Source organism: Algimonas porphyrae (genome assembly GCF_041429795.1).
Taxonomy (GTDB): Bacteria; Pseudomonadota; Alphaproteobacteria; order Caulobacterales; family Maricaulaceae; genus Litorimonas; species Litorimonas porphyrae.
The window spans coordinates 741877-765256 of sequence record NZ_CP163424.1 but is presented as its reverse complement, the minus strand read 5'-3'; the positions used below and the strand labels follow the sequence as shown (position 1 = coordinate 765256).

The window sequence follows — 23380 nt, the reverse complement described above, 5'->3', positions numbered from 1 at the left end:
ACCCTATGCCTCGTCCGTGCGGCAGACGCGCAACACTTCGTCGCTGCTGGTCAGTCCGGCCAAGACCTTGTCCGCCCCATCCGCCAGCAGGGTCTGACGCGCCGCGAAGGCCTGTTTTGCCATCTCGCTTTCCGTCGCGCCTTCATGGATCATGGCGCGCAGGGTCTCGTCCATTGGAACAATCTCGTAAATCCCCAAGCGACCACGATAGCCGACACCCGAACAATGCGAACAGCCAACGGGCTTGTACATCGTCACGCCGCGCCCTGTCAGTCCCAGCTCCGCCAGTTCCGCCGCGCTGGGATCATAGGGGGCCTTGCAATCATCACACAGGCGTCGAACCAGACGCTGAGCAATCAGTGCCGTCAGGGTCGACGACAGGAGAAACGGCTCGACGCCCATATCGCGCAGCCGCGCCACGGAGGCGATCGCACTGTTGGTATGGACGGTGGACAGCACCAGGTGACCCGTCAGCGAGGCCTGCACGGCAATTTCCGCCGTTTCCGGATCGCGGATTTCGCCAACCATGACGACATCCGGGTCCTGTCGCAGGATCGCGCGGAGCCCCGCCGCGAAACTCATCCCGACGGCGTTGTTGACCTGAGTCTGACCGATTCCGTCCAGCGCATACTCGACCGGGTCTTCGACCGTCAGAATATTGCGTGACCCGTCATTGAGCCGTGACAGCGCCGCATAAAGTGATGTGGTCTTGCCTGAGCCCGTCGGCCCGGTGACAAGAATGATCCCGTTAGGACGGGCCAGCGCATTGGCAAATGTATCCTGCACCGCCGGGTCCATGCCCAGCTCTTCCAGCGCCATACGCTGATTGTCCTTTTCCAGTATCCGCATCACGACGCGTTCGCCGTGCCGCGACGGCAGGGTCGAGACGCGCAGGTCGATCGCCCGCTCCCCGAGATTGAGCGAGAAGCGCCCATCCTGCGGTATGCGTTTCTGCGCAATGTCGAGGCGGCTCATCACCTTGACGCGACTGGTCAGGGCCGGGGCCAGACGGGCCGGAAGCGACAGGGCTTCGGACAGGGTTCCGTCAATGCGGAAGCGTACTGCCAGCCGTTCTTCATAGGGTTCGATGTGAATGTCGGAGGCCCGCGAGCGGATCGCTTCCTGCAGCACGCCATTGATCAGGCGAATGATCGGCGCATCGTCCGAACTGTCCAGCAAGTCGGACGTGCGCGGCAGACCATCGGCCAGTGCCGACAGATCCTGCGGCGCGCCCAGCGCGTCTTCGGACGCAGATGACAGGTCCGCTTGCGCATAAAGGCCGGAGAGCGTCTGTTCGAACGCTTCGGGCGTCAGCGTTTCGCGCGCAACCGGATGACCGACGACGCGCCGCGCTTCAATCAGCGCGTCCCTGGATGCAGAGGGCCGATGCGCCAGCGTGACCGTTCCGCCCTCGCCCGGCACGGCGATCACCCCGTGCTGACGGGCGAAGCTGTAAGCCAGTAGGGGTCTTGACGCAGGCGCGGACATTCACCCGTTATAGCGCTGCTTGCGCCGCGTGACATTAAAGTTTTGTGTCGTGCGCAGGCCAACCTGCGGTCGCTGGGTGTCTTCCTACTGAAACTTCGTCCAGAACCCGGCCAAGGCGCGGGCCTTGGGTCCGAAGATGGCGTCGGTGAAATGGCTGGAGGCGGCACGTTTGACGGCTTCCGTCCGTGTTGGATAAGGTGAAATCATGCCGCTGATCTGCGACAGTTTCAGCCCGCCCGCCATGGCCAGGCTGATCGTGTTGATCATTTCGCCCGCCTGTTCGCCGACGACGGAAGCGCCGATGATCTTGGACTTGCCGTTGAGATAGAGTTTGACGCCGCCCAAGGTGGAGCGTTCGGCGATGGCGCGGTCGTTTTCGTCGAATTCGAAGTGAAGCGTCTTGGCGGCCTCGTCAGGCCCCGCGCCGATCGTGCCCAGTTCGGGCTGGGTATAAATCACGGCGGGCATGCGGTCGGTCGTCGCCTTGGCGAAGATCCCGCCCAGTCCAGGCGGCATGAAATAGAGGTTCTTGATCAGCGCGCCGGCATGAAAACCTGCCGCATGGGTCAAGCCACCCTTGCCGGCGGCGATGTCGCCTGCCGCGTAGACACGCTTGTTCGACGTTCGTAGCGCAGCGTCGGTTTCGATCCCGCGGCGGTCATAGGTCACGCCGCCCTTTTCAAGCGCCAGCCCTTCGACGTTGGGCGCGCGGCCCGCGGCGACCAGGAGGTGTGAGCCCGTAATCGACTCGCCCTCTTCAAATTCGACCGTGATCTGGCCTTTCGCGTTCTGGCTGATCTGTTTGGTTTTGACGGGCGCGCGAAAAACGACGCCTTCGGACCGGAGCTGATCCAGCAGGACCGCCGCATGATCGGCGTCACTACGGCCCAATGGCTCGGCAATATCGATGATGGTGACATCGGACCCCAGACGGCGGAAGCTCTGACCCATTTCCAGCCCGATGGGGCCCGAGCCGATGATCATGAGATGTTCCGGCAAGCGGTCAACGTGGAATATGGACTCGTTGGTAAGATAATCGACCGTGTCGAGGCCCGGGATCGGGATGATGCTGGCCCGCGACCCGGCGGCCACGACGATGCGCTTGGCGCGCACGATGTGATTTTCCGATTCCACGGTGCGTTCGTCCGTGAAGGCGGCGTCTTCCTTGATGACGGTGACGCCGAAACCTTCATAGCGTTCGACCGAGTCGACAGGGGCGATCTGGTCGATCACGCCCTGTATGTGGGCCTTCACGACCTCGAAGTCGATTTCGGGTTCGGAGGGGGCAATGCCGTAGTCGCTGCCGTGTCGGCGGTCATGGGCGACCTTGGCGGCCTTGATCAGCGCCTTGGATGGGACGCAGCCCGTATTCAGGCAGTCGCCGCCCATGGCTTCGCGTTCGAACAGAACGACGGACCGGCCAAGATGTGAGGCACCATAAGCCACGGAGAGACCGGCCGAGCCCGCACCGATGACACACAGATCAACCGCGTGAACCGTCTTTTTTGAATCTTGGGACATGATCTAGCCCTCGGTGCCTGCGGTCGCGCCCGCTGATTTTTTCTGGAAGAATTTCTTGTAGAGAATTGGCAGGAGGCTCAGCGCGATCAGGCCGAGGATCGGGCCGATCACTTTCGGCTGCAGCATCAGGCCCGACAGTTGAACATCGCCCCCCGTATCGAAAATGGCTCCGACGCCAGCGCCGACACTGGCATAAACGAAGGACCCCGGGATGATGCCGAAGAAAGTCGTCAGCACGTAATTTCGGATTTTCACATCGAACAGGGCCGGAACAATATTGACGATAAAGAAAGGAAAGGCCGGAATGAGACGCAGGATGAACAGATAGGACAGTTCATTCTCTTTCAAGCCCGCTTCGAACTTTTTCATATAGGGTCCGGCCTTTTTCGATAGCGCGTCGCCAAAAGCGTAGCGTGCCGCCAGAAAAATGGCCGTCGCGCCGAGAGTCGCGCCGATCACCACGGCCAGCCCCCCAACGATCGCGCCGAACAGGAAACCGCCGAAAATGGACAGGAAGCTCGCGCCCGGAAAGCTGATCCCGACCAGTATGGCGTAAAGGGCGATGAAGCCGAGCAGGACGAGCACGAAATTATCCGCTACCAGCGCACTGAGCGCGTCTCGATTATCCCTTAGACTGTCGAGCGACACATAGTCCGGTCCGCCCAGCGCGAAGAACAGACCGAGCGCTACGGCGATAATGCCCAGCGGCAGCAGGCGCTTCCAGAGGGGTTTTGACACTGCGTCGGCAGGCGGCATATCGTGCATTGTCTCGGTCATGATCTATCGCTTAGCCACCCTGTTTGGGCCGGTTCAAATCCCAGTTGTAATGACTACCTTGGAACTTGGCCCCGGATATCAGGGCTGCGCGCTTTTCGCCCGTCGCATGCTGGGCCAGATGGGCGCGCAGATCGTCTTCGGTCTGACCGAAATCATCGGCAAACCATTTGTAGATTTTCGAGACCGCGATGCGGCCTTTGGCGTCGATTGTCACGCCCCGGTCCGCATTGATGAAGGCGGAAGCGGCGTCGTGCCAGTCCGCTTCCATACCGTCCGCCGTCCACAATTCAGGGCGAAGGTTCGGGCAACCGATCGAGGCGCAATTGACCATATAATGAATGTAGGGCGTGGCGAAATCGACACGTAGAATGTCATGCTCGATGTTATCAAGGCTCAGCACCTCGCCCTCGACGGTGACGACATCACGTTTCCACGGGCCGGAGCTGAGAAAGCCGAGCGAACGGATCGACTTGACCGGATAATCGTCCAGAACGACGTCCAGCGTGATCGCATTATAAAGATTGGCCCAATAGGCTGTAGCCTCAGCATCGCTCATTTCGGACGGTGTCAGCGCCGCCTGTTCGGCGATGAAGGCCTTGATCGTGTCGTGATCACCATTGGTTTTTACGGATGCATAATCAAACAGCATCACCCCATCCGGCCCCGGCGTCATATTGCGCGCCAGCACGTTCGCATAAGCCTCGGTCATGGAGGTCTGGGTTTCGGTCATTCCGGACGTCTCCGCGGCAAAGGCGATTGATGAAAGCGCAAGAGGGGCGGCGATAAAAGCCGCACTGATGAGAAAAGTCTTAATCATACCGTTCGTTCCAAAATGATTCTGCGCGCCCCTTAGCCCCCGGGTTCGATCAGCGCTCTACACGAGATTTCACATCCACGAGAGGGAAAAGGGAGAATGAGAGGGAAAAGGAAGAGTGAGAGGACAAGGGTCGTCGGGCGCGAGGCGGGCGCGGACAAACGGCCCGCATCCACTTCAACTTTACTTTATGTTCATCCGCATTCTCTGGAAATCATGCGTAATATCTGTGAAGGTATAGCCACCTGTCACTGAACCTCAGAGATTATGATATGAAGACACTCCCCATGCTTGCCGGACTGGTTTCCGTTCTGGCCCTCGCCACCGCGCCCGTTCTGGCGGCACCGATGGAAATTGAAGATCTGGCAAAGATCAAGAGTGCCGGCAATCTGACCGTGGCGCCGGACGGTCAGACGATTGCCTTTACCGTGTCGAAATATCCCGACCTGCATGCAGGTGACGAAGACGGCTTCTCCAAGAGCCAACTCTACATCAAGCGCACAGGAGCCGAAGCGGTTCTGTTCACATCCGGTGAAAACAGTGTCAGCCGCCCGCATTTCAGCCCCGATGGCGACACGGTCTATTTCCTGACCCGCCGCGGCGAGGACAAGCATAATGCGCTCTATTCTCTGTCTCTGAGCGGCGGCGAAGCGACAAAGGTCTTCCAGCACGAAACCGGGATCGGCGACTACGCCATCTCCCCGAACGGTCAGACGCTCTACTTCGTCGCGACGGAAAAGGACGAGGACAAATCGAAACTCAGTAAAAAAGGGTTCGATGCCTATGCCTATGAAGAGGACCAGACCCTGGCCGCCCTCTGGACAGTATCGCTCGACGCGGAAGACGCAAAAGCTGACACTCTGTTTACCGACAAACATGTCACGGGCGTCGAACTGTCATCCGACGGCCGCAGCCTGGTCGTGGCCGCTGTCCCGACCGCGCTGGTCGATGACAGTCTGATGAAAACACGTCTGCATGTGCTGGACGCCGCGTCCGGGCGTCTGCGGGCCGAGGTCGCGACACCCGGCAAGCTTGGCAGTTTTGTGATTTCTCCGGATAATCAGCGCATCGCCTTTCAGGCCGGAACCGACATTCATGACACCTCGACCGGTGTTCTCATGCTCGCCAATATGAGCGATGGCAGCTTCCGCCAGCTGACGCCGGATGCGCTGCAGCATATCACCGATGTGGAATGGCTCGACAATGATTCCATTCTGGCCAACGCCCACCGCGGCGTGGAAAGCGCGCTCGTTTCCTACAGCCTGAGCGGCGACGAAGAACGTATATTCGCCACGCCGGCGGATGTGGTGGTGCGCAATGTCGAAGTCGGCCAGGGCGGCAAGCTCTTCTTCACCGCCGACAGCCCGAAACACCCCAGCGAAGTCTTCAAGGCCGAAGGCGGGGCGGTGCAGAAGCTGACCGACAATAATGGCTGGCTGGCGGACATCGATCTTGCACCGCAGACGACCTTTACCTTTACGGCGCGCGACGGGCGCGAGATTCAGGGTCTGCTGATCACGCCGACGGGGACCCAGCCCGCCAATGGCTGGCCGCTGATCATGACCGTGCATGGCGGCCCAGAAGCGCATGATTCGGATGGCTGGCTGACCGCCTATTCGCGGCCCGGCCAGTTCGGGGCGGGTGACGGTTACGCCGTCTTCTACCCGAACTATCGCGGATCCACCGCGCGCGGCGTCGCCTTCGCCAAGGAACACCAGAATGATTATGCGGGTGCGGAGTTCAACGACCTGACCGACGCCGTCGACGCGCTGGTGGCCGCCGGGATCGCGGATAAGGACCGGGTCGGCATTACTGGCGGGTCCTATGGCGGCTACGCCTCCATGTGGGGCGCGACCGCGCAGACCGACCATTTCGCAGCCGCCGTGCCGTTTGTCGGCATTTCCAACCAGGTGTCCAAATTCGGCACCAGCGACATCCCGAACGAGATGCATCTGGTCCACTCGCTGAAATGGCCGTGGGAAGATAACTGGATGAACCTGATCGAGCGCTCGCCGATCTTCCATGCCGGCAAGTCGACCACGCCGACCCTGATCATGCATGGCGAGCGCGACACGCGCGTCCATCCGAGTCAGTCCATGGAGCTCTACCGCTCCATGAAAGTGCGGACCGATACGCCCGTGCGACTGGTCTTCTACCCGCGCGAGGGCCACGGCAACCGCCGGGCCGCGGCGCGGACGGATTACGCCTACCGCCTGATGCGCTGGATGGATACCTATCTGGCCGAAGGGGCCACACGGAATGACCCCATGCCCGAGTTTGACCTGAACCTGTCCGAAAAGCTCGGCTGGGATAAGAAGGACGACGACGAGTAGGCGCAACGCCCCACTCACCCATCATCAGACCCCGCCCTCCACAGGGCGGGGTTTTTTGTAGGTCCGTGACGTGGACCCAAGAAACAGGTTGGCGGTCAGCCCGCCCGCATGGCAGAGATTGTCCGAATAAGCTGCATTGCACGGGCGCAGGCTTATCAAGGGGCTTCACGCATGATTTTCCACCGCATCAAAGCGCATGTCGAGAATGAGAACTGGTTCGCGGTTTTCGTCGATTTCCTGATCGTGGTTGTTGGCGTCTTTCTCGGTATTCAGATCGGGAACTGGAATGAGGCCCGTGTGTCTCATGTTCAGGAAGCCCAGTATCTGGAACAGTTACGCAATGAAATCGCAGCCAATGCGGAAATGGCACGCATGCAGGCAACTTTTGTTGATCGTGTGGTCGAAGGCGGACGGCATGGTCTTATCTTCCTGGAGAGTGATGAACCCTGTCAGTCGGATTGCGAACACCTTATCATTGACCTTTTTCATGCCTCCCAGGTCTGGGGCACGGGATTCTTTAGCGAAAAATATCAGGAGACCAATCGGCGCGGTATCCCGACTCATGAGCCACTGCGCCTGATCGTTCAGGATTTTTATTCGTACATTTCCGGGTGGGACACCGTCAATGCCACGCCTCCGCCCTTTCGCGAGCGCGTTCGGGGCTATATCCCGGTCGATGCCATGACCGAACTCTGGTCGAATTGCTACGAAATCACGGATATGGCCAACGAGCTTCTGACGTTTGGCTGCGTCGAGGCCCTGTCAGAGATTGATCTGAGTACGGCTCTCTCTCGGATGCAAGCCGATCCGGAATTGGCCAACTCTCTCCGCTACTGGGTGAGTCAGAATGAGTATGCGCGGCTGAATTACCCCACGGTGATTTCGCGATCAGATGCCAGCGTCGAGGCGATCAATGCCCATCTAGGCCAAACCCCATGATCCTGCGCCGCATCAAAGCGCATGTCGAAAACGAGAACTGGTTCGCCGTTGGGGTTGATTTCGCCATTGTCGTGATCGGTGTGTTTATCGGTCTACAATTGGGAAATTGGAACGAGGCACGGGCCGAGCGGGCCATGGAACGGCAATATGTCATTCAGTTGCTGGACGATATGCAAAGTTCACGCACAATGATCGAAGGTCGCAATCAGTGGTTGGCTCAGCAGGTTGACGATCAACGCTCATTGCTCGACGTCATTGAAATCTGCGAGGTCTCGCCAGCCGATCAGGCCGGTGTTGCACGGGCTTTGAGCTCACTCGGAAAATATGTCTTCGCCATTGTTGATCGACAACTGATCGATCAGTTGAGCGCTTCAGGTCAGTTTTCCATTTTGCAAAACATCGCGCTTCAAGAGGGGCTCAATGGCCTGACACGACAATCCGATAATCAGATGCGATCGGAATCACTCTTCGCTGCGCAATCAGTGCCATTCGTCAATCAGGCGCGACATTTTTACTATTTTGACAGCGATGAGGGCGTCGACAGCGACCCTTGGGAAACATGGGAGAACCTACGATTCGACCTTGAGCAGGCCTGTAAAGACCCTGAATTCATTACCGCGATCGGCAACACACGCGAGACCACACACTATTTGCATCGGTGGAATGAGCAAATACTCGGACAGGTCAAAGCGCTCGAGGCCATTTTGGAGGTTGAAATTGAGGCCCGCGGCTGGAGAGACACCCCATGATCCTCCGCCGCATCAAAGCCCATGTCGAAAAGGAAAACTGGTTCGCGGTCGGAATCGACTTCTGCATCGTCGTGATCGGTGTGTTCATCGGTATTCAAGTGGCGAATTGGAATGAAGTGCGGGCAGTTCGTGCCGAAACGGACAGAACGCTCGAACTTCTCGTCCCGGCAAACAAATTGTTTGAGGAAAACGCCGAGGATTTCAAAGCCTATTACGCAACCACAAAGGCTTATGGTGAAACAGCCTTGAGAGCGTGGGAGGATCAAGAAGCGATCTCCGATGTCGACTTTTTAGTCGCGGCCTATCAAGCAAGCCAGATCATGGCGGGAACAAGTGAGATTGAAGTTTTCGCAGAGATGATTGGCGCGGACAATATTCGCAATATCAAAGATGTCGACCTGCAGCGCCGCCTTCAGAATTATATCATCAACCCATCTAACCTCAGTCGAACCGATGATGTCGACACCCCGTACCGGCAGAACGTGCGTCGTGCCATCCCATTCGACATACAGGAGAAAATTCGGATAGAGTGCGGCGATCGGCGCGATGACATTTTAAGAGCTGTTCGTCTTCCTGCAAATTGTAACATCGACCTTCCGATTGAGCGCGCCCGCATCGCGGCTGAAACCCTTAGAACGCGGACAGATTTGCGCGATGATTTGCAATGGCACATGGCAAGCATTCAAAGCGTCCTCGCCGACCTCGATAACGAAATCGCTAGAAATCAAGCGCTCATGTCGACCATAGAAAGTTATCTGCAGTGATCTTCCGTCGCATCTCAAAATCCCTCAGACGACAGGACTGGGTCACCGTGCTGATCGAAATCGGTATCGTTGTGATTGGCCTGCTGATTGGTCTGCAGATCAATAACTGGAACGAGGCGCGGGTCGAAAAGCAGGCTGAATATAAGTTTCTGGAACGCCTGCATGCAGAGATCATGGCGACTCAAGACGATCTTAGCGGTTTTTCGAAAATAGTCGAAACACGCGCGTCCGAGTTGGAAGCGACCGTCCGTGTTGTTTTTGGAAGCGATCAAGAGGTGGAACTTACAGGCGATCAATGTATGGCCATGTTCTTGTCTCATGCCTACAATTTTCCGCCGACAGACTTGCCAACAATTAGCGAGATCCTGTCATCGGGACAGTTCAACGTCATCAGCGATGATGCGCTTCGCGCGGCCTTGAGTCGAATGGGCCAAATCAATGCCCGGGCCGAAAAGACGTCCGATCTGTTTAATGCATCACCCTTAAACCTTCCCCGTGCCTACCCTGAGCTCATCAGGGTGGACTATGTCCTGAATGCGGACGGGATGGAAACGGCTGCAGACAATGGCTCGATGGTTCAGTGCGATCTGACCGGCATGCGCTTGTCACAAGCTTTCAGGAATGACCTAACGATCAATCTCGAGCGTTACATCGCATATGAAGCTCTTGTCGTTGACCGGTTGCGGACACAGTTTGACATGATCCATACGGAACTCGATCGCGTCCTCGGGCACACGCACGAGGGAAACGCGCCATGATCCTCCGCCGTCTCTCAGAATCCCTCCGCCGGCAGGACTGGATCACCGTGCTGATCGAAATCGGTATCGTCGTGATCGGCCTGCTAATTGGTTTGCAGATCAACAACTGGAATGAGGCACGGGCGGATCGTGCGAAGGAGGCCGCATTTCTTGAGCGTCTGGCGGTCGATGTTGATCGCGCAAGGGGGCAATTGGCGGGATTTGTCGAAGCCCGTGAAGACCGGTTGCGGACCATCGCGCGCGTTGAAAATATGTATTTTGGCGACGGAGATATTGAACCGCTTGGCGAGTGGGCTTGCAGGCAATTTGCCACCATGCATCTCATCACCCATCCACCCGTCGCCGTCCCCAGCATTACAGAAGCCTTTGCGGGCGGCAGGATTGACCTGCTTACAGAGGCAGACCTTATTCAGGCGCTGATCGTCGTGGAACAGAGCGAAGATCGTTTGCGCGACGTTATTGATAGCATGCGTGTGGATCTTCCAATGCTAAGCCAGAAATATCCAGAAGCCATCAGTTGGAGACGCGCAACGGATTTCGGCGAGAATCTAGACGAGGTTTTTGCGTCAGGGGGATACCAAATGGCTGCGGATTGCCTCTTTCTGAAAACGACTCCGGAACAGGCATTCCTGAGCGATGTTGTGAATGGCTATCAGAAAAATCAGTGGTATGTGAATTTCCTGAAGCGTCATTTGGAACAACTCGACGAACTGGCGGCAGTGCTGGACGGGGAAACCGTTTCCAACAGTCATGAGGGGGGCAAATAGAATGATCTTCCGCTGCATTTTGAGTATTGAAACGAACTTTGGCGAGTTTCGCGAACGGCTGGGTAGACTGGTTGGCCCAAACCCCAGAGGAGATATGCGATGATCCGTAGTTTTAGTTTCATTCTGGCCTTGGCGGTCAGCCCGCTCGCAAATGCCCAAGATGCACCATCGTCGTCTGAAAACGATGTCAAAATCAGCATTTATAATAACGTGTCGATCATTGACGGAACCGGTAGCCCCGCGCAGCCAGATCGAACTCTCGTGATTGAGGACGGGAAAATAGCCGCAATCATCGCCTCAGATGGGTTCGACGCAACCGTTTATCCAGGGGCCGACATTGTGGATGCGGGCGGTCAAACCGTTATTCCCGGACTCATCGATACTCATGTGCATTTACGCCCAGTGCTAAGCGGAGACGCTGGTGATAAAATCATTCAGCGGTTTCTGTATAGTGGTATTACATCCGTGCGCGACATGGCGGGAGATGCCCGTGTACTAGCCAATCAATCCCGCGCCTTTGATCTAAATATCGCACCGGGTCCGAATGTTTATTATTCGGCCCTGATGGCCGGACCCTCATTTTTCACGGACCCCCGCCCAGCCATGTCGGCGCAAGGTAAAACAGCCGGGGACGTCCCCTGGATGAAGGCTATCACGGCCGACACCGATATGACAATCGCGGTGGCGCAGGCAAAAGGCACGTCCGCTACAGGCATAAAAATATATGCAAACTTATCGGCACCAGAGGTGCACCGAATCGCGGCGGAAGGGCGCAAGCAGGGAATGAAAGTCTGGGCGCACAGCATGGTGTTTCCAGCGCGTCCTAGCGAGGTTGTCAGCGCCGGCGTGGACAGTATTTCCCATGTGTGCCGTCTGGCTTTTGAGTCAACCCACCATACGCCCCAGGTTTATGATCATGGCGTGAAGCTTGATTACAACCGCCTTGATCCGCGTCACCCCAAAATTCGCACCATATATTCCGATATGAAAGCGAGAGGAACCATATTGGATGCAACCGTGTGGCTTTACTCGGTTTTGGAAGAGCGCCAAGCCAAAATTCCTGACGCCGAAAGAAAACGGGCGATATGTCCATCCGAATACGCGGTTGCGCTCACTCGCTTGGCTCATGAGATGGGCGTGGATATATCAACGGGGACGGACGCGAGCGCCCCTCTGGAAGACGCATATCCCGCTCTTCATAAGGAAATCGAAACGCTCGTCCACAAAGTGGGCATGACGCCCCTCGAAGCCATTCGTTCAGCAACCCTGATTGGTGCCAAAACGATTGGCGAAGAAAACGAACGCGGGACTATTGCTGTTGGGAAGTCAGCCGACCTAGTATTTTTAAATGCAGACCCGGCGGACGATATCGCGAATTTACGTACCGTGAGACGCACTTTGAAAAAAGGGTTCGTGTTCCTTCGATCAGATTATGAGGATGCAAAAAATGCTCCCACTCAATAGGCGCACATTTGTAACACTGGCCGCAGCCGGAACTGGCGTAGCGACATTACTGAGGGTGCCGGGCGTATCTTCTGCTTTGGCTTCTTCAGCCGACTCCAGCGATCAAAAGATATTTCCGAAACTTCAAGACGCGCTAGTTCTCAACAATCTGGGAGGCATTTATAATCCCAATTTGGAGGTTCAAACCGAAGATGCGATTGATCTTGACCCGCGCGCGCTCAAAGATGCGCTCGCTTCCGGAACGACGATGATAAATAATACTATCGGGTATGTGGCGGGCGACAAGGAACCGTTTGAATTTAGTGTACGATCGATTGCTCACTCTAATCGTGTTATTGAAAATCACTCCGATCATCTAGTGAAAGTGCTGTCGAGCCACGACATTTTGCGCGCCAAAAAAGAGGGGAAAATTGGTATCCTGCAGGGCTTTCAGAACGCGGCCATGATGGGCGAGGACGCAAGCCGCGCCGCGATATTTGCGGGGCTGGGCGTAAGGGTAATTCAACTAACCTACAACATCAAAAACCAGATCGGGTCAGGATCGATGGTGCCGGAGAATGGCGGGATCACGGACTTTGGACATGATGTGATTGCAGAACTCAACGCCAACAAAGTTGTGATTGATTTGAGCCATAGTGGCAAGCAGACCTGTCTTGACGCGCTCACATCATCAAAAGTACCGATATGTATCACGCATACCGGCTGCCGCGCACTCGCCGATCTGCCCCGCAACAAGACTGATGATGAGTTGAAAGGTGTGGCGGACCGGGGTGGGGTTGTCGGCATCTATTTCATGCCGTTTCTGCGCGAAGATGGTTTCGCTTCTGCTACGGATGTCGTGGCGCATATTGAGCATGCGATTAATATTTGCGGCGAAGACCATGTGGGAATCGGCACGGACGGAGGCACAACCGCCATTGACGATCTGGACGCCGCACGTGAGCGTACAGCAAAATCCATACGCCGTCGACGCTCGCTTGGCATTTCGGCAAAAGGCGAAAACATAGGCGTCGTGCCATTTGTCCCTGATCTCTCAGGCCCTACACAGTTTCAAAAGCTCGCCGACATGCTGTATGCGCGCGGGCATGGCATCGACCGAATTGAAAAGATCTTGGGTCGCAATTTTTTCAGTTATTACAAAAGTGTTTGGGGAGCCTAACCGTCCGCAAGTTTTTTGTCACATTGATGCGCGGCAAGCTTTGCTATGTTCCGCGATCGTTGCAATCGGTCTAGGCGAGGAACGTTGCTGATGATCCTCCGCCGTCTCAAAGCCCATGTCGAGAAGGAGAACTGGTTCGCCGTCGGGATCGATTTCTGCATCGTTGTGATCGGGGTGTTTGTCGGCATTCAATTGGGCAATTGGAACGAGGCGCGGCAGGACAAAATCGCCGAAGCCGGTTATATAGAGCGGCTTGACCTGGAGATGGACGTGATCCGCGCGCGTCTCACGGATGGGGAGGCGGTCTACCGGAATTCGGTCGAAAACATCGATCTGTTACTGGATGCCCGACGCGCTTTTCATCGGGGTGAGCCGGATGAGATTCCGGACGACGATATCCTTCAGTCAGCCGCCAGCAGTGTCACCTCCGGACGCGTGCCCGCCGGGTCTCCGGCTGCTTTCAAGGAAATGGTCGCCAATGGTGCATTGGAAACCTTGCGGAGTGAAGATTTGCGACAAGCTCTGTTCGCGTATGACGAGTTTTCAGCCGTTGCTCGCGACAGTTGGCGAACCATAAGGGAAGCGCAGACCTGGTCCGCAAATCGGGTGACCGGGTTGATCGATTATGACCTTAACACCGATGTCGCACCTGCAACGAGCGATATCGGAGACGCGCTAAGATTCGCCAGTTTCGATCGCGATCTTCTCCTGAATGACTCTGATGTTAAGAAAGCTCTGAACATACTGATCAGGACCCAGATCAACCAGCAATATATTGTCGCGCAACAATTGGCTTTGGCGAACGATATTGAGGTCCTGCTCGCTGAAGAGAGAGCCCGATGATCCTCCGCCGCATCCGCGTCCATGTCGAGGCCGAGAATTGGTTCGCGGTCTTCCTAGACTTCGCCATCGTCGTGATCGGTGTGTTCATCGGTATTCAGGTGGCGAACTGGAATACGGCGCGGGCGGACGATGTCCGGGGAGAGCGACTCAAGGCGCGTCTTCTTGTAGAGTTCAGGGAGATCGAATCTGAACATTTGCGTCACCTGCGCGATACGATGCACTGGCGCGACGCCTCTATCGCCTTTGCACAGGATGTACTGGCCGGTCGCGTTACATCCGATGATCCCGACTTGGGAAGCCGGATCGAGGACATAAGCGGCTTCCGCTCCGGTCACGGGCCCGCTACGACTGTCCAGGAGATCGTGAGCCAAGGCGACATGGACCTGCTGCATCCACCCGCCCTGAGGGAAGCCCTCATAGCCTACAACGTCGCCGCCGAACGGCAGCGCCAAGCCTTCTCGGGCGCTTGGTCCCCTCCCGCCTACGACAGTCCCTTGCTCCGCCTCGAACAGCTTGCCGCAGTCCCCGCATCCGACCGCCCCGAAGCCTATCAGTCCACTATGGACGCAATGCTCCGCTCTCCCGACCTCTATGTTCAAACGGGTGCACGGCAGATCGTGCATGAGAGCTCGCTCGTCTGGCACGAATATTCGCGTGTAAAGGCCTGCGACGTGTTGGAGCTTCTGGGCGATACCTGCCAACCTTCGCCATATGTCGAGACCACCCCATGATCCTCCGCCGCATCCGCGCCCATATCGAGGCCGAGAATTGGTTCGCGGTCTTCCTAGACTTCGCCATCGTCGTGATCGGTGTGTTCATCGGTATCCAGGTCGCGAACTGGAATGAAGACCGGGCCGTCGAGAGGGATCAAAGAGCGATGCTGGAACAGTTATATGCCGATTTGGCGCCGCGCCTTGAAGGGTGGCGTGAAGGCAATGAAGTCTACGCGATCGAGGAGGATGCCAGTGAACGGTTCGTGCTTGATGCCCTGCTGGCGGGCACCCTTGATGAAACAGACAAAGCCCGATTTGAGTCCGGTTTGATGGCTTTGGTCAGGTGGCAACTGATTGATGTGTCGCTGCTTCAACGCCGGATGGAGTCCACGGAACTCTTCTCTGAATTTCAGGGCACGGCGTATGAGGACATTCTAGTCAATCTGTACAGCAACTGGGCACGAACCGAAGACTTCGTGAGCCAATATGAAAATCGGGGTCATGACGCGCGCAATATCATATTTAATCGGATTTTCATGAAACCCGGCCCGTACAACCCGCGAGGCTTCACCGCGATAACGCCGGAGTATGTTTTCGATGAACTGGTCCAGGACAGGGAGTTTCGTCATGCCGTCGCGCAACTCTATCACTACAACAATCAGGTGCGAGCTCAGGTCTATCAGGCATTTGTCGCGGTGGACGACACAGTTCTGAAACTGGAAGCGGCTTTGTATCCGGATGGAAACACACCCGACCTCAATCCCGCTGAACCGGAAACGGACTGATGCGCCTGCGGCGAATAACCGAACATATCAGGGACCAGAACTGGACCGCCGTTGCGCTTGATTTCTTCATCGTCGTCATCGGCGTGTTCATCGGTATCCAGGTCGCGAACTGGAACGCGGCGCGGGCAGAGCGCGCGCTGGAAACTGTCTACATGAAGCGGCTTCACCAGGAGATCATAGACCTGAATGCGGTCCGGGAGATTCGCACCACGGAGCGTGAATTTGCCTCAAATCTATTGCGCAGCGCGCTAACGAAGCTCTCGACGCCAGATGGCGAGGCCCTTTCAAAAGCGGAATGTTATGTCTTGGCCGACACGCCTCCTGTGACCAATCCAACCGATGAACTTCCATTGATCATTGAGCTCTTATCGTCGGGCCGGTTGACGATTTTCACAAACCGCGAGCTTGAGGAGGCCTTGGGACGGTTTCTGATCATTCGCTCACGGGTGCGCGACTCCCGGGATGGCATCCAGAAAAGACTGCAGAATATCGATCAGGATTATTCGGAGCTTTTTGTCTTCAGTGGCGCCTTGTCCACAGTGAAAATGGAAGCCGGAACCGATATCGAACGCTACCTTCAGTCAGCGCCTGTGTCCTGCGACGAAACGGCGATGCGCCAGAACCAGACCTATCTGAATGATCTCGTCAGATTTGAAATTGACTATGATGGCTATGTTGATGGCAACGCGATGGTCAGCACCGCTGTGACGGAGATGCATACCGTTCTCGATCAAATCCTCAACATTGATCACGAAGTGCCCGGCCCATGATCTTCCGCCGCATCAAAGCCCATGTCGAAAAGGAAAACTGGTTCGCGGTTGGGATTGACTTCGCTATCGTCGTGGTTGGTGTGTTCATTGGTTTGCAGGTCGCGAACTGGAACGAGGTCCGCAGCGAAAATGAAAGGGTTGCCTCTCAGCTTGCGAGTTTTCGAGCAGAACTCATTCTGGCCCGAGATTACTTCGTCGCAGCCCAAGCATACTTGGATGACCGGATAGAGGGCGTAGCGACTTTAAGGCACCGGCTTGAACAGGACGACGACTTTCCCGAGGAAGAGTTTAATCCTTTAGTTGCTTCCGCCGTTAGAGGGGACTCATTCAACATGGCATTTCGCGGCTATGAGGAGCTCACCACAACAGGCGCGATTAGCAAAATTACTGACGCACGCTTGCGCGACCTGCTCCATCAATGGGACGCACAGCTCACCTTTATCAACAATACTGACGTGGTGATCGCAGATATACGCGCCAACTTGGTCACGCCTGCCGTTTTATATGGAACCAATTTTGCTAACGCGCTGCAAACGGATGGGCGCTACTCTGATTTTACCGTGGCCAACAGGTTCGAGTTCGACATTGAAGACATTCGCGCCAATCGAACACTTGATGGCGCTCTGGCTTACCAGCAAGTGCAAACCAAACTGCAACTCAATACAATCAATGACTTTATCGCCACAACGGAAGCTCTGATCGTCGCTTTGGGTGAAAAGGACACGTAATGCTGTTTCGCCGCATCAAAGCGCATGTCGAAAACGAAAACTGGTTCGCCGTCGGTGTGGATTTTCTTATCGTCGTGGTTGGCGTCTTCATCGGTATTCAGGTCGCGAACTGGAATGAAGAACAGAGCCGCAAGGCGCAGGAACACTCTTACCTCATCCTGGTGCACGAAGAACTGGTTCAGAACGCGGAACGGGCGGACCGCTTGCTTGATTACTATACCAAAGTCACGGACGCAGGGGAGCGGGCGCTCGTTTTCTTGAAGAGTGATGACACGTGTGAAGCGAATTGCGAGGATCTTCTGATTGACTTCTTCCACGCCTCGCAACTTTGGACCGTCATATTTGACCAAACAGCTTTCCGGGAGGCCGTCGAGCTTGGATTTCCGTCTGACAACGCTCTGCGTGAAGAGCTGTTCACAACCTATGATCTGACCAGCAGCTTTAGAGTGATCAACCAGATGTCCCCGCCCTTCCGGGAGACGGTTCGCGAATATATCGAACCGGGAGCCGCCCGGATTTTGTGGAGTGGATGCTGGGAAGTCGACGTGGCGGACGTCACTGAAACGCTGACACGGGGGTGTGAGGAACAACTGAAAACCGTCGATTCCGCCAGGATGCTTCGGGATATTAAAAGCAACCCTCGCCTTGAGGGGATGTTGCGATACTGGCTCAATCAGAACATTTTCGCGATGATCAACTACCCGACGGTGAGGGACCGAACGATCGCAACGGCGGACATGGTCGCCACCGAAATCGAGCGAGTCCGATGATCTTCCGCCGCATCAAAGCTCACGTCGAAAGTGAGAACTGGTTCGCCGTCGCGATCGACTTCTGCATCGTCGTCATTGGCGTATTCATCGGTCTTCAGGTCGCAAATTGGAACGCTGCGCGTGGCGATCATGCGGCGGAGGTGCGCTATCTCGAAGCCTTGCTGAGCGACGTCTCCGCATCGATTACCCATTTGGAAGATAGGCTCGCCGACATGGAAGCGCAGCAAGTGTTTCGGCAAAAGCTCTATGCGTATAGCCGCGTACCCGACGGGACACCCTTACCGGAGGATATTGATGATCTGTTGCAGGGCGGATTATTCTTCATCGTCCGGGTGGATGTAAGCCAGAATGCGTTTGAAACCCTGACAAATTCAGGGCAAATTTCCTTGATTCAGGACCCCAACCTCGTAAGCGCACTCCAAGAGTTGGACACGGCCATTGAAGGCGCAAATGGGTGGCAGGAAGAAATCCTTCTGTTCACCTATGACTTCTCCGACCACTTCATGATTGAAGAAACGAATATGGAGCCGGTCTCGCAAGTCGCTGCCTTGGGCGTTGGCAATCTCATCGAATGGATCGAGGACGGCGAACATCCCGAGACGCTTTCACCCGCTCTGAGATCACGGCAATTCCGCAATATGCTGATCTACCAAGCGGCCATTTCAAGTGGGCGCATTATTTCGACAAAAGCCCTCTTGGACCAATATCGCGACGCAAAAGCTTTGATCGAGAATCGCCAGTCAATCCTTGGGCTCGCCCCATGATCCTCCGCCGCATCAAAGCCCATGTCGAAAAGGAGAACTGGTTCGCGGTCGGGATCGACTTCTGCATCGTCGTGGTCGGTGTTTTCATCGGTCTTCAGGTCGCGAACTGGAACGACGCGCGGGCGGACGTCAGTCGCGGTCAGGATTACCGCCAACGCCTCGCTGAGGACATGGTGATCAACCGTCAGAACCTGCAGGGGCGCCGTTCCACCTATCTCGAGCAGTCTGAGTACGGCACTTTCGCCATCGAAACGAACGGCACGCCGGTCACCGATGCAAACGCTTGGGAGATCGTCCGCGCATATTTTCAGGCCAGTCACGCCTTCACTTTGACGCTGCAGCGCGGCACCTATGATGAAATCATCAGTTCGGGTCACCTCGCCCTATTGGATGATCAGGCCCTCGTGAATGATCTGGCTGCACTTTACACGTTTGCCGGTCTATCCACGATCAGCACGATCCCGGATTATCGCGAGCGGGTCCGGCGAATAATCCCGCTGACGCTGCAGGCCTATTTCCAGTCGGCGTGTTACAATGTGACCGATCAGGACATCCATCTGCTCATCGCCTGTCCGCCTCCACCGAACGCCGAGATTGATCTGATTGCGCTCGCCTCAATTCTACAATCCGATAGCGAGCTAGAGCGCGATTTGCGCTATATGATGAGCCTGTCGCAGGTATCCGCAGGCATGGCCGCGAACCAGACGAAACGCGTCGACGCGATATTCGCGCGGCTCCCGCCGCCGAAAACGGGGGGGCGTCAGCCATGATCCTGCGCCGTATCAAAGCCCATGTCGAAAAGGAAAACTGGTTCGCCGTCGGGATTGATTTCGTCATCGTCGTGATGGGCGTGTTTGTTGGCATTCAGGTCGCGAACTATAATGAGAGCCGCGCTGAAGATCGCCGTGAACGCGCCTATCTTGAACGGCTTGATGCGGAATTCGGCTATGTTGATGGGCGTCTCGATAGAGTTATCGCCGCATCTGACACAGCCGAGTTGGCGCTACTGCGTCTCCTCCAGCTGCATGATGAAGGGCCGGACCGCCTCAGCGACGATGAGGGCAAGACACCCGCAGCACTGATGAACGAAGTCGTGGCGGGTGTTTTTCCGGCGACATCGCCGTCCGTCTTCGAAGAATTGGTCTCTGACGGAGAGCTGTCCGTGATCGATAATTCTGATCTGCGCTCGGATCTCTACGAATTCGACGCCGTCAGCGAGGTCGCGTTACAGGCCTTCCAACTCTATCTGAACGACATGCGGGATCTCCGACGCATACTTTATAGCACGCTGCGGGCCGATCCCGCCAACGCGCGTGCAGACGGGCTTCCCTCCTATGGCGATATCGAAACGCTCGCCTTCACGCCAGACACCTTCTTCGAAAACCCCGCCTTTGTGCAGCAATCCATGATGGTGCTCGGGACCATCGACAATAACCGGGAGCTGGCCGAGCAGCAGAAGCGGCTCGTGAGCCGGATCGAGACGCTGATCGCGGAGGACCTCAGCCGATGATCCTCCGCCGCATCAAAGCCCATGTTGAGAACGAGAACTGGTTCGCGGTTGCGATTGATTTCTTTATCGTCGTTGTTGGTGTCTTCATCGGTCTTCAGGTCGCGAACTGGAATGAGGCGCGGAGTGAAGTCGAACGCGAGCGGATTATGCTCGTTGAATTGAAGGGTGAGCTGGAGGCCGCGATCCATATCACGAAAGGACGAATCGATTCATTCCGTCAGGTCAGCGAAGCGGGACGACGCTCACTCGTATTTCTTCAGAGCAATCGCGACTGTGGGGACCAGTGCTGGCCTGTCTTGATAGATTTCTTTCACGCCTCACAGTGGCAGACGACGGCCGTCCCCCGCGATATTTTTCAGGAAATGCGTCGCGAAGGACTCCCGACATCCCGTGAAATCGTTGATGCCATAGCCGCATATCATCTTCGTAATGACATCCTGATTATTTCAGGGAATGTTCTGCCTGAGTATCGCAGTCTTGTCCGCCAGCGGATCCCGGTGGACATTCAAGAGGTCTACTGGGAGGACTGCTACGAAGTACAGAGCGGTCGTGAAACCCTTTCACTTGATTGTCCGGAACAATTTCCACCCGAACTGTCCAAGCGCACGGTTGACACGATCCGTTCTGACGGCCGCATGGCGCTGACATTGACAGAATGGATTGGGTTCATTGTCTCCTATCCGCAAGATTTACGTCAGGAGATCGACCTGGCTGAAGCGGCCATCGCCGAAATCGACCTCACATTGGAGCGCATGCGATGATCTTCCGCCGCATCAAAGCCCATGTTGAGAATGAGAACTGGTTCGCGGTGGGGATTGATTTCTTTATCGTCGTTGTCGGTGTCTTCATCGGTCTTCAGGTCGCGAACTGGAATGAGGCTAGAATCCTGAAGACCGAGGAGGCAGCATTCTTAATGCGTCTGCATCAGGAAACCGTAAGCGCCGAAGCCCTGATCCTTGGAAGCATTGGGCGTCAGAACCGTCGTTTTCAGGCATTTGAATCCGGCTTGACAAAGTTGGCAGCGGAAGTCCCGGATCCTCTCACCACTGATGAGTGCCAAGGGTTGAGTGCATCGGCTATTGTCTCGTCTGCAGTGCCGATCCTGCCAAGTGTCGAAGAATTGCAACAGAACCGCGGCATGGATCTCATTTCAGATGCGGAGCTGAAAAGAGCCTTGTCTTCAATTTCACAGGCTGCGCGCTATATCGATGATCTTGTCGAGAAACGCGGCCGTTACATTTCCGACCCCAGCCAAAACTATCCTGACCTCATGCAACTCCGACATTATATTGACGAGCGTGGAGAGGTGCGTGTTGCCGCCACCTGCGACCACTTGGAGATGCGAAGAAACCAGCGCTTCCTGAATGCCATGACGATGAACCTCGATTTTCAAGATGCACTGCAACAACGTGTGGTTCTTATTGAGAGTGGTTTTTCTGATTTGAGACATCGGCTTGATCAGTTGGTCGGCGAAACACCAATAGCTGAGCCCCCCGTATGATTCTCCGCCGCTTCAAAGCTCATGTCGAGAATGAGAACTGGTTCGCGGTCGGCATTGACTTCTGCATCGTCGTGATTGGCGTGTTCATCGGTATTCAGGTCGCGAACTGGAATGAGGTTAGGGCGGAGCGGGAAAGGCTAGCCACTCAACTCGACGGTTTTAGCACTGAACTGACTATGGCCCGCGATGACTTGGTGTCGCTTGAGGCCTATGCCCTGCAGCGTGCCAGCGACGCCTCTGCACTCCGCAAACGCCTGTCCGAGGACGGGCCGGCGTTGACCGAGGAGGACTTCAACAGGCTTGCCATGTCGGCACTTCGCAGCACGTCACTCACTGTCACTTACCGCAATTTCGATGAGCTCTCATCATCGGGAGGCTTAAGCCTGCTAAACGACGAGGCATTGCGAGATCTTATGTCCCAATGGGATACACAGCTCTCGACCATCAGAACAATCGACGGGACGAGCGAAGAATTCAGAGCGACAAGTGTTGTGCCGGTTTTTATGTCCACATTTGTTCTTGGAAACAGTTTCAAGACGGATGATCGATATACCAATTTCACGCACACGGACCGCTTTGAATTTGACCTCCAATCCGTAAGGCAAAATCTGGAATTCGATAATGCTTTATCCCTTCGTCAGGTTCTTGCGGCGCAGCAAGCCAATATGCTCACCGACTTTCGTGACATATCCGATGAATTGATAGCCGCGCTGGAGAAAAGTCAGCCATGATCCTACACCGCATCAAAGCCCGTACTTTACAGGTCAAAAGCAGGCGAAGCCCTGTCCTCCCTGCTTGACTTCACCCGCTCACCCTCATAATGGCCGCGTCTGTTGTTTCGGAGACGGGTTTGTCCGCCTGCGCTAACGCCACCTAATTTTCGAGTAGTCCGATGAAACGTACTTTCCAGCCGTCCAACCTTGTCCGCGCCCGCCGTCACGGCTTCCGCGCACGCATGGCGACAAAGAATGGCCGTAAGGTTCTGGCGCGTCGTCGCGCCAAGGGCCGTAAGGTCCTGTCTGCATAGACAGATTTTGGATCGGGCCTCTCGCCCGTGACTCATAATCAAGACATTGAACTCGGGGCGCTGACAAAGCGGTCCGAGTTTTTGTATGTCCGGGAGGGCGATTACGCCGCCCGCGGGGCTATTGTGGTACAATGCCGCGCCAACGCCGACCATCAGGTCATTCGCTATGGCGTGACGGCCACGAAACGCATCGGCAACGCCGTTATCCGCAACCGGGCGAAACGCCGCCTGCGGGTCATCGCCCGCGAGCTTTTGCCCGAACTCGGCCATGCAGGGCATGATTATGTGCTGATTGCACGCGACCGCACCCCGATTCGGGACTGGAAAAGGTTGCAGCAGGACGCGCGCCGGGCCTTGCAATCCGTGCCCAGTCCGGGGCAAAGCCCCACGCAAGACAATCGCCACAAGAACCGCTAGCCGCGCGTCCGGGACCTCT

General features: G+C 56.1%; 26 protein-coding genes. 22 read left to right on the top strand and 4 right to left on the bottom strand.

Going from position 1 to position 23380, the window contains the following annotated elements; genetic code table 11:
• Positions 1–3: 3 nt before the first annotated feature.
• The 4 genes from gspE to AB6B39_RS03800 form a co-directional block, all read right to left on the bottom strand.
• Positions 4–1488 (bottom strand): type II secretion system ATPase GspE, encoded by a 1485-nt coding sequence (gene gspE, locus AB6B39_RS03815; protein ID WP_284373441.1) that lies wholly within the window; start codon positions 1486–1488, stop codon positions 4–6.
• An 84-nt stretch (positions 1489–1572) separates the two neighbouring features.
• Positions 1573–3009, bottom strand: coding sequence for a dihydrolipoyl dehydrogenase family protein (locus AB6B39_RS03810; RefSeq protein WP_284373444.1), 1437 nt, complete (start codon positions 3007–3009; stop codon positions 1573–1575).
• Positions 3010–3012: 3 nt separating this feature from the next.
• The gene (locus AB6B39_RS03805; RefSeq protein WP_284373446.1) at positions 3013–3786 is read right to left on the bottom strand and encodes a TVP38/TMEM64 family protein; all 774 of its coding nucleotides are present in this window, start codon (positions 3784–3786) and stop codon (positions 3013–3015) included.
• Positions 3787–3796: 10 nt separating this feature from the next.
• Complete coding sequence (locus tag AB6B39_RS03800) at positions 3797–4603, bottom strand: DUF547 domain-containing protein (protein ID WP_284373447.1); 807 nt, start codon at positions 4601–4603, stop codon at positions 3797–3799.
• Positions 4604–4872: 269 nt separating this feature from the next.
• On the opposite strand from AB6B39_RS03800, the gene AB6B39_RS03795 reads away from it, so the two are divergent.
• The 22 genes from AB6B39_RS03795 (at position 4873) to rnpA (ending at position 23361) form a co-directional block, all read left to right on the top strand.
• Positions 4873–6933 carry an alpha/beta hydrolase family protein gene (locus tag AB6B39_RS03795; RefSeq protein ID WP_284373449.1) on the top strand — a complete coding sequence of 687 codons (2061 nt, stop codon included), beginning with the start codon at positions 4873–4875 and terminating at the stop codon, positions 6931–6933.
• A gap of 171 nt (positions 6934–7104) precedes the next feature.
• A complete protein-coding gene (locus AB6B39_RS03790; protein WP_284373451.1) occupies positions 7105–7872 on the top strand; it encodes a hypothetical protein in 768 nt (255 codons plus the stop codon).
• A complete protein-coding gene (locus tag AB6B39_RS03785; protein ID WP_284373454.1) occupies positions 7869–8621 on the top strand; it encodes a hypothetical protein in 753 nt (250 codons plus the stop codon). Before AB6B39_RS03790 ends, AB6B39_RS03785 begins: the two co-directional genes overlap by 4 nt.
• The gene (locus tag AB6B39_RS03780) at positions 8618–9385 is read left to right on the top strand and encodes a hypothetical protein (RefSeq protein ID WP_284373456.1); all 768 of its coding nucleotides are present in this window, start codon (positions 8618–8620) and stop codon (positions 9383–9385) included. The genes AB6B39_RS03785 and AB6B39_RS03780 overlap by 4 nt, the downstream gene beginning before the upstream one ends.
• A complete protein-coding gene (locus AB6B39_RS03775) occupies positions 9382–10143 on the top strand; it encodes a DUF6090 family protein (protein WP_284373458.1) in 762 nt (253 codons plus the stop codon). Before AB6B39_RS03780 ends, AB6B39_RS03775 begins: the two co-directional genes overlap by 4 nt.
• On the top strand, positions 10140–10910 hold the full coding sequence (locus AB6B39_RS03770) for a DUF6090 family protein (protein ID WP_284373460.1): 771 nt from the start codon (positions 10140–10142) through the stop codon (positions 10908–10910). The genes AB6B39_RS03775 and AB6B39_RS03770 overlap by 4 nt, the downstream gene beginning before the upstream one ends.
• Before the next feature lie 99 nt (positions 10911–11009).
• Positions 11010–12374, top strand: a complete 1365-nt coding sequence (locus AB6B39_RS03765; RefSeq protein WP_284373462.1) for an amidohydrolase family protein — start codon at positions 11010–11012, stop codon at positions 12372–12374.
• Positions 12349–13533 carry a dipeptidase gene (locus AB6B39_RS03760; RefSeq protein ID WP_284373465.1) on the top strand — a complete coding sequence of 395 codons (1185 nt, stop codon included), beginning with the start codon at positions 12349–12351 and terminating at the stop codon, positions 13531–13533. The genes AB6B39_RS03765 and AB6B39_RS03760 overlap by 26 nt, the downstream gene beginning before the upstream one ends.
• A 90-nt stretch (positions 13534–13623) precedes the next feature.
• Positions 13624–14376, top strand: coding sequence for a hypothetical protein (locus AB6B39_RS03755; RefSeq protein WP_284373467.1), 753 nt, complete (start codon positions 13624–13626; stop codon positions 14374–14376).
• Entirely contained in the window at positions 14373–15107 is a 735-nt protein-coding gene (locus AB6B39_RS03750) for a hypothetical protein (protein ID WP_284373468.1), read from the top strand. Before AB6B39_RS03755 ends, AB6B39_RS03750 begins: the two co-directional genes overlap by 4 nt.
• Positions 15104–15874, top strand: a complete 771-nt coding sequence (locus AB6B39_RS03745) for a hypothetical protein (protein ID WP_284373470.1) — start codon at positions 15104–15106, stop codon at positions 15872–15874. The genes AB6B39_RS03750 and AB6B39_RS03745 overlap by 4 nt, the downstream gene beginning before the upstream one ends.
• Complete coding sequence (locus AB6B39_RS03740; protein WP_284373472.1) at positions 15874–16644, top strand: hypothetical protein; 771 nt, start codon at positions 15874–15876, stop codon at positions 16642–16644. The genes AB6B39_RS03745 and AB6B39_RS03740 overlap by 1 nt, the downstream gene beginning before the upstream one ends.
• Complete coding sequence (locus tag AB6B39_RS03735; protein WP_284373474.1) at positions 16641–17372, top strand: hypothetical protein; 732 nt, start codon at positions 16641–16643, stop codon at positions 17370–17372. Before AB6B39_RS03740 ends, AB6B39_RS03735 begins: the two co-directional genes overlap by 4 nt.
• The gene (locus AB6B39_RS03730; protein WP_284373476.1) at positions 17372–18142 is read left to right on the top strand and encodes a hypothetical protein; all 771 of its coding nucleotides are present in this window, start codon (positions 17372–17374) and stop codon (positions 18140–18142) included. Before AB6B39_RS03735 ends, AB6B39_RS03730 begins: the two co-directional genes overlap by 1 nt.
• Positions 18139–18906, top strand: coding sequence for a hypothetical protein (locus AB6B39_RS03725; protein ID WP_284373478.1), 768 nt, complete (start codon positions 18139–18141; stop codon positions 18904–18906). The genes AB6B39_RS03730 and AB6B39_RS03725 overlap by 4 nt, the downstream gene beginning before the upstream one ends.
• Positions 18903–19676 carry a hypothetical protein gene (locus tag AB6B39_RS03720; RefSeq protein WP_284373480.1) on the top strand — a complete coding sequence of 258 codons (774 nt, stop codon included), beginning with the start codon at positions 18903–18905 and terminating at the stop codon, positions 19674–19676. The genes AB6B39_RS03725 and AB6B39_RS03720 overlap by 4 nt, the downstream gene beginning before the upstream one ends.
• Positions 19673–20416, top strand: coding sequence for a hypothetical protein (locus AB6B39_RS03715; RefSeq protein ID WP_284373482.1), 744 nt, complete (start codon positions 19673–19675; stop codon positions 20414–20416). The genes AB6B39_RS03720 and AB6B39_RS03715 overlap by 4 nt, the downstream gene beginning before the upstream one ends.
• Positions 20413–21177: a hypothetical protein gene (locus tag AB6B39_RS03710; protein ID WP_284373484.1), complete on the top strand. Its 765-nt coding sequence runs from the start codon at positions 20413–20415 to the stop codon at positions 21175–21177. The genes AB6B39_RS03715 and AB6B39_RS03710 overlap by 4 nt, the downstream gene beginning before the upstream one ends.
• Positions 21174–21917, top strand: a complete 744-nt coding sequence (locus AB6B39_RS03705; RefSeq protein WP_284373488.1) for a hypothetical protein — start codon at positions 21174–21176, stop codon at positions 21915–21917. The genes AB6B39_RS03710 and AB6B39_RS03705 overlap by 4 nt, the downstream gene beginning before the upstream one ends.
• Positions 21914–22648, top strand: coding sequence for a hypothetical protein (locus tag AB6B39_RS03700; RefSeq protein WP_284373490.1), 735 nt, complete (start codon positions 21914–21916; stop codon positions 22646–22648). The genes AB6B39_RS03705 and AB6B39_RS03700 overlap by 4 nt, the downstream gene beginning before the upstream one ends.
• Positions 22649–22809: 161 nt before the next feature.
• Positions 22810–22944 (top strand): 50S ribosomal protein L34, encoded by a 135-nt coding sequence (rpmH, locus tag AB6B39_RS03695; RefSeq protein WP_189495645.1) that lies wholly within the window; start codon positions 22810–22812, stop codon positions 22942–22944.
• Between the two features lie 27 nt (positions 22945–22971).
• On the top strand, positions 22972–23361 hold the full coding sequence (rnpA, locus tag AB6B39_RS03690; protein WP_284373498.1) for a ribonuclease P protein component: 390 nt from the start codon (positions 22972–22974) through the stop codon (positions 23359–23361).
• Positions 23362–23380 lie beyond the last annotated feature (19 nt).

Bases quoted from the DNA above. Each gene is read 5' to 3' on its own strand.
- AB6B39_RS03740 (WP_284373472.1), top strand. From the start codon at position 15,874: ATGCGCCTGCGGCGAATAACCGAACATATCAGGGACCAGAACTGGACC.
- AB6B39_RS03760 (WP_284373465.1), top strand. From the start codon at position 12,349: ATGCAAAAAATGCTCCCACTCAATAGGCGCACATTTGTAACACTGGCC.
- AB6B39_RS03795 (WP_284373449.1), top strand. From the start codon at position 4,873: ATGAAGACACTCCCCATGCTTGCCGGACTGGTTTCCGTTCTGGCCCTC.
- AB6B39_RS03755 (WP_284373467.1), top strand. From the start codon at position 13,624: ATGATCCTCCGCCGTCTCAAAGCCCATGTCGAGAAGGAGAACTGGTTC.
- AB6B39_RS03805 (WP_284373446.1), bottom strand. From the start codon at position 3,786: ATGACCGAGACAATGCACGATATGCCGCCTGCCGACGCAGTGTCAAAA.
- gspE (WP_284373441.1), bottom strand. From the start codon at position 1,488: ATGTCCGCGCCTGCGTCAAGACCCCTACTGGCTTACAGCTTCGCCCGT.
- AB6B39_RS03810 (WP_284373444.1), bottom strand. From the start codon at position 3,009: ATGTCCCAAGATTCAAAAAAGACGGTTCACGCGGTTGATCTGTGTGTC.
- AB6B39_RS03705 (WP_284373488.1), top strand. From the start codon at position 21,174: ATGATCTTCCGCCGCATCAAAGCCCATGTTGAGAATGAGAACTGGTTC.
- AB6B39_RS03745 (WP_284373470.1), top strand. From the start codon at position 15,104: ATGATCCTCCGCCGCATCCGCGCCCATATCGAGGCCGAGAATTGGTTC.
- AB6B39_RS03785 (WP_284373454.1), top strand. From the start codon at position 7,869: ATGATCCTGCGCCGCATCAAAGCGCATGTCGAAAACGAGAACTGGTTC.
- AB6B39_RS03715 (WP_284373482.1), top strand. From the start codon at position 19,673: ATGATCCTGCGCCGTATCAAAGCCCATGTCGAAAAGGAAAACTGGTTC.
- AB6B39_RS03730 (WP_284373476.1), top strand. From the start codon at position 17,372: ATGCTGTTTCGCCGCATCAAAGCGCATGTCGAAAACGAAAACTGGTTC.
- rpmH (WP_189495645.1), top strand. From the start codon at position 22,810: ATGAAACGTACTTTCCAGCCGTCCAACCTTGTCCGCGCCCGCCGTCAC.
- AB6B39_RS03700 (WP_284373490.1), top strand. From the start codon at position 21,914: ATGATTCTCCGCCGCTTCAAAGCTCATGTCGAGAATGAGAACTGGTTC.
- AB6B39_RS03750 (WP_284373468.1), top strand. From the start codon at position 14,373: ATGATCCTCCGCCGCATCCGCGTCCATGTCGAGGCCGAGAATTGGTTC.
- AB6B39_RS03735 (WP_284373474.1), top strand. From the start codon at position 16,641: ATGATCTTCCGCCGCATCAAAGCCCATGTCGAAAAGGAAAACTGGTTC.
- AB6B39_RS03780 (WP_284373456.1), top strand. From the start codon at position 8,618: ATGATCCTCCGCCGCATCAAAGCCCATGTCGAAAAGGAAAACTGGTTC.
- AB6B39_RS03710 (WP_284373484.1), top strand. From the start codon at position 20,413: ATGATCCTCCGCCGCATCAAAGCCCATGTTGAGAACGAGAACTGGTTC.
- AB6B39_RS03770 (WP_284373460.1), top strand. From the start codon at position 10,140: ATGATCCTCCGCCGTCTCTCAGAATCCCTCCGCCGGCAGGACTGGATC.
- AB6B39_RS03765 (WP_284373462.1), top strand. From the start codon at position 11,010: ATGATCCGTAGTTTTAGTTTCATTCTGGCCTTGGCGGTCAGCCCGCTC.
- AB6B39_RS03725 (WP_284373478.1), top strand. From the start codon at position 18,139: ATGATCTTCCGCCGCATCAAAGCTCACGTCGAAAGTGAGAACTGGTTC.
- AB6B39_RS03720 (WP_284373480.1), top strand. From the start codon at position 18,903: ATGATCCTCCGCCGCATCAAAGCCCATGTCGAAAAGGAGAACTGGTTC.
- AB6B39_RS03800 (WP_284373447.1), bottom strand. From the start codon at position 4,603: ATGATTAAGACTTTTCTCATCAGTGCGGCTTTTATCGCCGCCCCTCTT.
- AB6B39_RS03790 (WP_284373451.1), top strand. From the start codon at position 7,105: ATGATTTTCCACCGCATCAAAGCGCATGTCGAGAATGAGAACTGGTTC.